Source organism: Streptomyces sp. NPDC060209, from assembly GCF_042728155.1.
Lineage (GTDB): Bacteria > Actinomycetota > Actinomycetes > Streptomycetales > Streptomycetaceae > Streptomyces.
In genome coordinates this window covers 21211-31652 of record NZ_JBHWZS010000077.1, presented here as the reverse complement: position 1 = coordinate 31652, position 10442 = coordinate 21211, and the positions used below count along the sequence as shown (strand labels likewise).

Below are 10442 nucleotides of genomic sequence, written 5' to 3'. Positions count from 1 at the left end.
CCCCACAGGCGGTTCCGGGGACGTACGCCGGGATGGCAGGCGCCGGCCGAGGGGGCGTCCGTCTAGGCGCCGGACGTCATCCGTAGCACCGCCAGCCGCGTCAGCTCGCGGCTCTGCGGCTCGGTGTCGAGGGACCGGTGCAGGGCCAGCCCCTCGATCAGCGCGTCCAGCGTGCGGGCGGTGTCCGGGTCGAAGTGCTGCTCCAGGAGGCGGCGGCTGCGGTTCATCCACGCGTGGGTGAGCTCGCGGTACTCGTCACGCCGGGCGGCCAGCGTGTAGAGCTCCTGGGTGAGTACGAGATCCCGCCGGGGCCCTTCGGAGAGCAGATGGATGAGGTCGATGACGGCCTCACGGGCCTGCTCGGGGGTGTCGACCCGGCCGAGGTGCAGCTCGAACACGGCCACGATGTGGTCGGCGAAGCGGGTGAAAGCCTCCCGCAGAAGTTCGTCGATGCCGCCGAAGTGATACGTCATCGAGCCCAGCGGAACGTCGGCGCGGCCGGCGATCTTGCGGTGGGAGACGCCGGCGACACCCTCCTCGGCGATGTGGTCGAGCGTGGCGGCGAGGATGCGCTCGCGGCGCTGCGGATCCGTGCGTCCGGTGGCCATGGGCAGCCCGGTCAGACGCCGCGGACGACGCGGGCGGGATTGCCCACGGCGACGACGTCGGCGGGGATGTCCTTCGTGACCACCGCTCCCGCGCCGATCACGGAGTTGTCGCCGATGGTCACCCCGGGGCACACGATGACGCCGCCGCCGAGCCAGACGTTGTCACCGATGGTGATGGGGAGCGCGGCCTCCAGCTTGTCGCGGCGGGGACCGGGCTCCACGGGGTGCGTCGGGGTGAGGAGCTGGACGTTGGGGCCGATCTGGCAGTCCTCACCGATGGTGATGCGCGCGACGTCCAGCGCGGTGAGGTGGTAGTTGACGAAGGTGCGGGCGCCGATGGTGATGTTGCTGCCGTAGTCGACGTACAGCGGCGGGCGCAGGTCGACGCCCTCGCCCACGGAGTCCAGCAGCTCGGCCAGGATCGTCCTGGCCGCGTCGGCGTCCTCGGTGTAGGCGGCCTGGAAGCGGGCCGCGAGGCGCATCGCCCGCTGCTGCCGCAGGGCGATCTCCGGATCGTCGGCGATGTAGAGGTCACCCGCGAGCATGCGCTCCAGGTTGGTGCGCGGATCGTTGGCGAAGTAGTCCGTCGGCATGCGCAGGAGCGTACACGCTGAGATGTACGAACGTACACTCCCGCGCGGCGCACACCGTCGGGCTCTAACCCGGCAGCCGCCGCGCGCACCTCCGCCGCGCTCTCACCCCGGCAGCCTGCGCGCCCGCCACACCAGATACAGCGCCGACGCCACCGCCGCCACCCGCACCACCACGGGCCAGACGTCCGTCATCTCGTCGCCGATCGCGCCCTCCGCCAGGGGCTCACCCCAGCGGCCCTCCATGCGCCCCCACAGCCAGACGAAGGCACCGGCCACGACCACGCCCGGCAGGCCCATCGCGACCCATTTCGCCTCCGCGCGCGAGAACTTCCGTGAGCTGTACGCCAGCAGCCAGCCGCCCGCGAGCGCCAGCCACGAACCGAGCACGGCGCCGGCCACGAGCAGCACGGCGGCCAGCAGCAGCAACGGGTTCGAGAGCCGGGGCCGCACGGCCACCTCGGCGTCCGCGACGACCCGCCGGGGGCGACGCAGCCGCAGCTTCCTCCGGGGCCGGGCCACGGGCGCCGGTACGGCTTCCTCCTCACCCGCCGTCGGCTCGGGCTCCTCCGCCTCCAACGGTGCGCGCGGCCCCGGGGCCTTCGGAGTGCTCGGCATCCCGAACAGCTCCGGGCTCTCCAGCCCGCCCACGAACCCGGGCACGGCCGTGCCGGGGCCCATCGCTCCCGGCACGCCCTGCGCACCCTGCGCGCCTTCGCCGAAGGGCCCAGGCTCGATCCGCCACCACTCGGGCTCACCCCCGGACGGCGCCTGGTCCAGGCCCGCCATGTGCGGCGCCGCCGCCGACGGCCAGTCCGGGACCGCCTCCACGGGTCCGGGCGGCTCCGCGCTCACGGGCTCCGCGGCACCCGGCGACGCGCCCTTGCGCGACGCGTCTTTCCGGAGCACACCCCTCCGCGCCCGCGGCACCCCGCGCGGACCCGCGGTACCCGTGGCCGCGTCCGCGCGGGGCGACGGCGGCGGCACCGCCCCGTCGCCCGACTCGGCCGCCGCGGACACGAGTTCACCGGGTGCGCCGAGCCTGCCGAGGATGCGCCGGACCGCGGCCGGAGAGTCCGAACCGTCCGTGCCGCGCTGCCGGTCGATCTCGCCCCGCAGCGTCGCGACGAGTCTCATCCGGGCGCCCGAGGGCAGCTGTTGCTGCTGCGCCAGGTCACCGACCCGGCTGAGATAGTCGTAGACGAGCTGGTCGCTCTCGATGCCCACGCGATCGGTCTCCCTCCACCGCCCTGCCCCGACGGTAGCGTTCCAGCGGCTACCGTGGGACGGATGGGGACGACCACACCACCGCGCACGCTCGCCGAAGCTCTGCGCGCCCGGGGCGACGAATCGCTGGCAGGGCTGCTGCGTGCCCGCCCCGACCTGCTCAGCCCCGTGCCGAACGACATCACCCAGCTGGCGACGCGGGCCGGCACGCGTGCCTCCGTCGTCCGCGCGCTGGAGCACCTCGACCGCTTCGCCCTGCAGACCGCGGAGGCGCTGGCCGTGGCACCGGACCCGGCTCCGTACGACACGCTGCTCGCGCTCCTCACCGGTGACGGCCAGGACGACGGCGACGGGCGCGGCGACGCGGACGCGGCGATCACCGCCGCGCTGCCCGCCGCCCTGGCGACGCTGCGCGAACAGGCCCTGGTCTGGGGCGAGGACGCCCGGCTGCACCTCGTACGCACCGCGCGCGAGCTGCTCGCCCCGTCCCCGCAACACCCCTCCCCCACGGGCCTCGGCCCGACCGTCGCCGAGGCCACGGCCGGGATGTCGCCCGGCAGGCTGCAGGAGATCCTGGCCGCCGCCGGGCTCTCGGCCACCCACGACCCGGTGTCCGCCGTCGCCGCCCTGGCCGGGCTCTTCACGGACCGGAGCAGGATGGCGGAGCTGCTGGACACCGCACCGGTCGAGGCGCTGGCCGTGCTCGACCGGCTGGTCTGGGGGCCGCCCTACGGGGAGGTCACCCCGAATCCCGCCCCACCCGTGCAATGGCTGCGCGACCGCGGGCTGTTGCTGCCCGTGTCGACGCGCACCGTCGTCCTGCCGCGCGAGGCGGCGCTGCATCTGCGGGCCGGCCGCGCCCACCGCGTGCCCGAGCCCGTGGCCCCGGCGCTCGTGGCGGTGGCCGAGCGGGATCCCCAGGCTGTGGACAGAGCGGCGGCGAGTCAGGGCTTCATGGCGCTGTCCACCGTCGAGGAGCTGCTGAAACTCTGGAACGACGGCGGTCCGGCCATCCTCCGCGCGGGCGGCCTGAGCGTGCGCGAGCTGAAGCGTGCCGCCGCCGCGCTCGACGCCTCCGAGCCGGTCGCCGCCTTCTGGATCGAACTCGCCTACGCTGCGGGCCTGCTGGCCCCCGACGGCGAGACCGACGAGAGGTACGCGCCGACGCCCGCCTCCGACGAGTGGCTGGACCTGCCCGCCCAGGACCGCTGGACCCACCTCGCCACCGCCTGGCTCGCCGCCACCCGCACCGCGGGCCTGATCGGCGGCCAGGACTCCAAGGGCCGGGCCCTGTCCGCGCTCGGCCCCGACCTGGACCGCTCGGCCGCGCCCGAGGTACGCCGCCGGGTCCTCGCCCTGTTCGCCTCGCTCCCTCCGGGCACCGCACCCGATCCGCAGACCCTGCTCGCCAGGCTCCGCTGGGAGCGGCCGCTGCGCACATCGGGGCTTGGCGGGCCGGCGGCCCCGGGCGACGCGTCCGACCTCCGCTCCCGGCTCGCCCTGTGGACGGCCAACGAGGCGGAACTGCTCGGGATCACCGGCCGCGGCGCGCTCTCCTCCCAGGCGCGCGCGCTGCTCGACGAGGGCCCCGACGAGGCCGCCGCCCGCCTCGCCCCGCTGATCCCCGAGCCCCTGGACCACGTACTCCTCCAGGCCGACTTGACGGCCGTCGCCCCCGGCCCGCTGGAGCGCCCGCTCGCCGACATGCTCTCGGTGCTCGCCGACATCGAGTCCAAGGGCGGTGCGACGGTCTACCGCTTCACCCCCGGCTCCGTCCGCCGCGCGCTCGACGCCGGGCGGGCCGCCACCGACCTGCACGCTTTCCTGGCCACCCACAGCCGAACGCCGGTGCCTCAGCCGCTGAGCTACCTCATCGACGACGTGGCGCGCCGCCACGGCCACCTGCGGATCGGCGCCGCCTCCGCCTACGTCCGCTGCGACGACGAGGCCGTGCTCAACGAGATCCTGGCCGACAAGCGCTCGGCCACCCTGCGGCTGCGCCGGCTCGCACCGACCGTCCTGGCCTCGCAGGCCGACCCGGGGTCGCTCCTCGAAGGGCTGCGCGAGATGGGGTACGCACCGGCCGCCGAATCCGCCGAGGGCGATGTCCTGATCACCCGCGCCGGTGCACGCCGCACCCCGCCCCGTACGCCGCCCACCCCCGTCCCCGAGGGCCCTCCGGTCCCGGACGCCACTCTGCTGGCCGCCGCGGTCCGGGCCGTCCGGGCCGGTGACACGGCCGCCAGAGCCGTCCACAAGGACGCCCCGGACACGGCCACCGCGGGCTCCCTCCCCCGCACGACCCCCGCCGAGACCCTGGCAACGGTGCAGGCGGCGGCGATGACCGGCTCGGCGGTCTGGATCGGCTACGTCAACGCGGACGGTGCGGCCAGCCAGCGTGTGATCGCCCCGGTCAAGGTGGAGGGCGGCTTCGTGACGGCGTACGACCACACGGCGGACGAGGTGCGGACGTATCCGCTGCACCGGATCACGGGCGTCGCGGAGCTCGCCGACGAGCAGACGACCTGACGCCCGCCCTCCGACGGGCGGTCAGGAGACCGGGAGCCCGCCGAGCACCGCGGCCTCGCGGAGCACGTCGACGAGCATCGGCATGGTGAGCCGGCCCGTGAACGTGTTGCGCTGGCTCGGGTGGTAGCTGCCCAGCAGGTGCAGTTCCTGCCTGCGGTCCGTGGCGGGCAGCACGACGTGTGCGCCATGGCCGAAGACGGGCCGTGGACGCGGCAGCTGCCGGCCCGCCCCGACCAGAGCCGGAAGCAGGGCCTGCCAGCCGAAGCCGCCGAGCACGACCACCGCGCGCAGCCCCGGGCTCAGCAGGTCCAGCTCGGCCGACAGCCAGGCCCGGCACGTGTCGCGTTCCCCTGGAGTGGGCTTGTTGGCCGGGGGCGCGCAGTGCACGGGTGAGGTGAGCCGCACGCCGCGCAGCTTGAGCCCGTCCTCCGCGTGGACGGAGGACGGCTGCGACGCGAGCCCCACGGTGTGCAGCGCGGTGAAGAGGAAGTCGCCGGCCGCGTCGCCCGTGAACATCCGGCCGGTCCTGTTGCCCCCGTGCGCGGCGGGCGCGAGCCCGACCACCGCCACCGTCGCGTCCGAGGGCCCGAACCCGGGCACGGGCCGCCCCCAGTAGTCCTGGTCCCGGAAGGCCGCGCGCTTGACCTCGGCGACCTCCTCCCGCCAGGCGACCAGCCGGGGACAGGCGCGGCACCGCGTGACGAGCTCGTCCAGCTCAACGAGCCCGGCGCACCGGGGCGCGTGGTGCGCCGGGAACTCCCGGTCGTCGGGGCCGGGCGCCGCACCCGCCGGCTCGGTGTCGTCCATCCCGCCACGCTACGGGCTCGACAGCCTCATGATCGCGGTCCGGCGCGGCTACCGCGGTGCGAACGGGCGGCCGGCGGACGCCCGCACGGTCTCGATGCGCCGCGCGACCCCGTCATCCCACTCCACCCGCTGTTTCCGTCCCGCGGGGACGGACGCCGTCGCGCCATGACGTGCGTCACAGGCGGTCCGACGATACGTACGCCCGGTGTCCGCTTCCGGAGCCGCCGGTCACGTAGCGGACGCCCGCCCTCCTCACCACGAGCGCCCGGACGACGACGCGGTACGGAGCCGCGCACGGGCCCCTCCCGTTCGCGGCCGATGAGGCACACTGGACGTTTGGCCGTTCGCATCCGGGCGGCCACCCCACGCCGGAAAGGGCCGACGCGCGTGACCGGACCCCTCATCGTCCAGAGCGACAAGACGCTGCTCCTCGAAGTCGACCACGACCAGGCCGAGGCCTGCCGTCGTGTCATCGCCCCCTTCGCCGAGCTGGAGCGTGCACCCGAGCACATCCACACCTACCGGGTGACCCCGCTCGGCCTGTGGAACGCCCGCGCCGCGGGACACGACGCCGAGCAGGTCGTCGACGCGCTCGTGGAGTACTCGCGCTACCCCGTGCCGCACGCGCTCCTCGTCGACATCGCCGAGACGATGGCGCGGTACGGCCGCCTCACCCTGTCCAAGCACCCGGTCCACGGGCTGGTGCTGACGTCCAACGACCGGCCGGTGCTGGAGGAGATCCTCCGCTCGAAGAAGGTCCAGCCGCTGGTCGGGGCGCGCCTCGACCCCGACACCGTGGCCGTGCACCCCTCCGAGCGCGGGCAGATCAAGCAGACGCTGCTGAAGCTGGGCTGGCCGGCCGAGGACCTCGCCGGATACGTCGACGGCGAGGCGCACCCGATCGAGCTCGACCAGGACGGCTGGGCGCTGCGCCCGTACCAGCGGCAGGCCGTCGACGGCTTCTGGCACGGTGGCTCGGGCGTCGTCGTCCTCCCCTGCGGCGCCGGCAAGACGCTGGTCGGCGCCGGTGCCATGGCCGAGGCCAAGGCGACCACCCTGATCCTGGTCACCAACACCGTCTCCGCCCGGCAGTGGAAGCACGAGCTGGTGAAGCGGACCTCGCTGACCGAGGACGAGATCGGCGAGTACAGCGGTACGCGCAAGGAGATCCGGCCGGTCACCATCGCCACGTACCAGGTGCTGACCACCCGCCGTAAGGGGATCTACCCGCACCTGGAGCTGTTCGACTCCCGCGACTGGGGTCTCGTGATCTACGACGAGGTGCACCTGCTGCCCGCACCCGTCTTCAAGTTCACCGCCGACCTCCAGGCCCGCCGTCGGCTGGGGCTCACGGCGACGCTGGTGCGCGAGGACGGGCGCGAGTCGGACGTCTTCTCGCTCATCGGGCCCAAGCGGTTCGACGCCCCGTGGAAGGAGATCGAGGCGCAGGGCTACATCGCGCCCGCCGACTGCGTCGAGGTCCGCGTGAACCTCACGGACTCCGAGCGCCTCGCCTACGCGACGGCCGAGCCCGAGGAGAAGTACCGGTTCTGCGCGACGACCGCGACGAAGCGGAAGGTCACCGAGGCGCTCGTGCGCAAGCACCGGGGTGAGCAGACCCTCGTCATCGGGCAGTACATCGACCAGCTCGACGAGCTCGGCGAGCACCTGGACGCCCCGGTGATCAAGGGCGAGACGAGCAACGCGCAGCGGGAGAAGCTGTTCAACGCGTTCCGTGAGGGCGAGATCAGCGTGCTGGTCGTGTCGAAGGTCGCGAACTTCTCGATCGACCTTCCGGAGGCGACGGTCGCCATCCAGGTGTCGGGAACCTTCGGCTCGCGCCAGGAGGAGGCGCAGCGGCTCGGCCGGGTGCTGCGGCCGAAGGCGGACGGGCACGAGGCCCGGTTCTACTCGGTGGTCGCCCGCGACACGATCGACCAGGACTTCGCGGCGCACCGCCAGCGGTTCCTGGCCGAGCAGGGGTACGCCTACCGGATCGTCGACGCGGACGAGCTGCTGACGGAGAGCTGACCGGGATCAGGGCGGGGTCCTCCGGGACTCAGCGGTGGCGGCGGACGACTCCCGCCTCCTCCGCGTACTCGCCGAGGACGGCCACACCGAACGCGGTGCGTGCGAAGACCGAGACGGCGCGCACCGCGTTTCCCATGCGGTGGCTGCGTGCTTGACCGGTGGCTGCCGTCGCGCCGTGCGCGGGGCCGGTCCTGTGCGGGTTCAGGTAAACGGTGCTCATGCATTCCATGGTGCTCCGGTCGCACGCGTCCCGGCATCGGCCTTCGGGCCGAAGCCCGGGGGTACGGGCATCGGCCGAAAGTCGCATGCCGTCCCCTACGGGAGGGACGGGAACGCCCGCCCGTAATTCGTTCGCCCCCGGGGACCGCGGTCGATACAATCGCCGGTCTGCCCGCCTCCCGCACCGTGGTACCGGCCAGCCCTACGAGCGGCCGGCAGCCGGGGGAGCGCCGCCGACCGGACGGAAACCGGCCGACGACAACAGCCGCACGCGCCCACCGGCGTGCGCATCTGCGTGTGAACGTCCCCGTGCGGACCGGGCGGTGAGCCCTGTCCGCCGTCCTGCGTCGAAAAGCCGGAGGCAACACCGTGCCCGCGCACGAAGAGTCAAGCAATCCACTGGTCAGGGAGCGGGACCACCTCGCCGCGTCCCGTGCCGCACTGCGCGCCATGCGCGAGGACGTGCAGGCCCTCGACATCCGTGACGTCACGGCGAACTGGGTCAACGCCGCCGTGCTGCAGGCCCAGATCGACGACCGCATCAAGGCGCTCGCCGACCTCTCGCACACCCCGCTGTTCTTCGGCCGCCTCGACTACCGGCACCCGGTCGGCGCCCAGGAGGCGGAAGGGGCCGAGGGCGAGCAGTTCTACATCGGGCGCCGCCATGTCCACGACGCCCACGGCGATCCCATGGTCATCGACTGGCGTGCGCCGGTCTCCCAGCCGTTCTACCGGGCCTCCAGGAACGACCCGCTGGACGTCGACCGCCGCCGCCGCTTCGGCTACACCGGCGGGGAGCTGACCGCGTACGAGGACGAGCGCCTCAGCGACCCGGCGGAGGAGGAGCAGACCAGCAAGCTCCTCCAGGCGGAGATCGAGCGGCCCCGTGTGGGCCCGATGCGCGACATCGTGGCGACGATCCAGCCGGAGCAGGACGAGATCGTCCGGAGCGATCTCGGCGGGACGGTCTGTGTCCAGGGCGGTCCCGGCACCGGAAAGACGGCCGTCGGCCTGCACCGGGTCGCCTACCTCCTGTACGCGCACCGCGAGCGCCTCGCCCGCACCGGAACCCTCGTCGTCGGCCCGAACCGGTCGTTCCTCCACTACATCGAGCAGGTCCTGCCCGCGCTCGGCGAGCTGGAGGTGCAGCAGGCCACCGTCGAGGACCTGGTGGCGGCACGCGTCGACGTGCTCGGCACGGATGAGTCCGCCGCCGCCGTGATCAAGGGCGACGCCCGCATGGCGGATGTCCTGCGGCGGGCGATCCGCTCCCACGTGACGCCTCCGGCCGAGACGGTCGTGGTGGTGCGCGGCTCCCGCCGCTGGCGCGTCCCGGCGTACGAAGTCGAGGAGATGGTCAACGAGTTGCTGGCCCGCGACATGCGGTACGGAGCCGCCCACGAGGCCCTGCCGCAGCGCATCGCGCACGCCGTCCTCGTACGGATGGAGGAGGCGGGCGAGGCGCCGGACGACCGGGTGCAGAACGCGGTGGCGCGCAATCCGGCGGTGAAGGCGGCCGTGAAGGCCATCTGGCCGGCCGTGGACCCGGCGAAGCTCGTGCTGCGGCTCCTGACGGACGCGGACTTCCTGGCCGCGCACGCGGACGGCATCCTCACCGGCGAGGAGCAGAAGCACGTCCTGATGGCCAAGCCGGCCCGCAGCGTGAAGTCGGCGAAGTGGACGGCGGCGGACGCGGTCCTGATCGACGAGGCGGCCGACCTGGTGGCCCGGACGCACTCGCTGGGCCATGTCGTCATCGACGAGGCGCAGGACCTGTCCCCCATGCAGTACCGCGCGGTGGGCCGCCGCTGCTCGACCGGCTCGGCCACGGTGCTCGGCGACCTGGCGCAGGGGACGACGCCGTGGTCGACGCAGAGCTGGGAACAGGCGCTGTTCCATCTGGGCAAGGCGGACGCCGTGGTGGAGGAGCTGACGGCCGGCTTCCGTGTGCCGCGCGAGGTGATCGCGTACGCCTCCCGGCTGCTCCCCGCGATCTCGCCCGGCCTCGCCCCCGTGGAGTCGGTGCGTGAGGCGCCCGGCTCCCTCGCGGTGCGCGAGGTGGCGGCGGAGGAGCTGGACACCTCCGTCGTCACGGCGTGCGAGGAGTCCTTGCGCCATGAGGGTTCGATCGGCCTGATCGCGGCCGACGCCCGCATCCCGGCCCTGTCGGCCGCCCTGTCGGCGGCCGGCCACAGCTGGCTCTCCCCCGGCGAGGAGACGACGGCGGAATCCAGGCTGACCCTGGTCCCGGCCTCACTGGCGAAGGGTCTGGAGTACGACTACGTCGTACTGGACGAACCGGCGGCCGTGGTCGACGGCGAACCCGACGAGCGCACCGGCCTGCGCCGCCTGTACGTCTCCCTGACCCGCGCCGTCTCGGGCCTCGTGGTCCTTCACGCGGCACCGCTGCCGGAGCAGCTCGGCTGACACC

The 10442-nt window shown here is 73.8% G+C and carries 8 protein-coding genes; 3 read left to right on the top strand and 5 right to left on the bottom strand.

What is annotated here, in order from left to right:
• Positions 1-62: 62 nt before the first annotated feature.
• The 3 genes from ACFWFI_RS17225 to ACFWFI_RS17215 form a co-directional block, all read right to left on the bottom strand.
• Positions 63-608 (bottom strand): TetR/AcrR family transcriptional regulator, encoded by a 546-nt coding sequence (locus ACFWFI_RS17225; RefSeq protein ID WP_387390521.1) that lies wholly within the window; start codon positions 606-608, stop codon positions 63-65.
• 11 nt (positions 609-619) lie between these two features.
• On the bottom strand, positions 620-1201 hold the full coding sequence (locus ACFWFI_RS17220; RefSeq protein WP_387390518.1) for a sugar O-acetyltransferase: 582 nt from the start codon (positions 1199-1201) through the stop codon (positions 620-622).
• Between the two features lie 102 nt (positions 1202-1303).
• Positions 1304-2425, bottom strand: coding sequence for a hypothetical protein (locus ACFWFI_RS17215; protein WP_387390516.1), 1122 nt, complete (start codon positions 2423-2425; stop codon positions 1304-1306).
• 63 nt (positions 2426-2488) lie between these two features.
• Between ACFWFI_RS17215 and ACFWFI_RS17210 the strand changes: the two genes are divergently transcribed.
• Positions 2489-4954 (top strand): helicase C-terminal domain-containing protein, encoded by a 2466-nt coding sequence (locus tag ACFWFI_RS17210; protein WP_387390514.1) that lies wholly within the window; start codon positions 2489-2491, stop codon positions 4952-4954.
• Positions 4955-4975: 21 nt separating this feature from the next.
• On the opposite strand, the gene ACFWFI_RS17205 is transcribed toward ACFWFI_RS17210, so the two are convergent.
• Positions 4976-5761, bottom strand: a complete 786-nt coding sequence (locus tag ACFWFI_RS17205) for a uracil-DNA glycosylase (protein WP_387390512.1) — start codon at positions 5759-5761, stop codon at positions 4976-4978.
• 387 nt (positions 5762-6148) lie between these two features.
• Here ACFWFI_RS17205 and ACFWFI_RS17200 point away from each other — a divergent pair, with 387 nt between their 5' ends.
• Positions 6149-7792 carry a DNA repair helicase XPB gene (locus ACFWFI_RS17200; RefSeq protein WP_387390510.1) on the top strand — a complete coding sequence of 548 codons (1644 nt, stop codon included), beginning with the start codon at positions 6149-6151 and terminating at the stop codon, positions 7790-7792.
• Between the two features lie 28 nt (positions 7793-7820).
• Here the strand turns inward: ACFWFI_RS17200 and ACFWFI_RS17195 are convergent, their stop codons facing one another.
• Positions 7821-8012 carry a hypothetical protein gene (locus ACFWFI_RS17195; protein WP_387390508.1) on the bottom strand — a complete coding sequence of 64 codons (192 nt, stop codon included), beginning with the start codon at positions 8010-8012 and terminating at the stop codon, positions 7821-7823.
• A 368-nt stretch (positions 8013-8380) separates the two neighbouring features.
• Here ACFWFI_RS17195 and ACFWFI_RS17190 point away from each other — a divergent pair, with 368 nt between their 5' ends.
• Positions 8381-10438, top strand: a complete 2058-nt coding sequence (locus ACFWFI_RS17190) for a HelD family protein (protein ID WP_387390506.1) — start codon at positions 8381-8383, stop codon at positions 10436-10438.
• Positions 10439-10442: the final 4 nt, after the last annotated feature.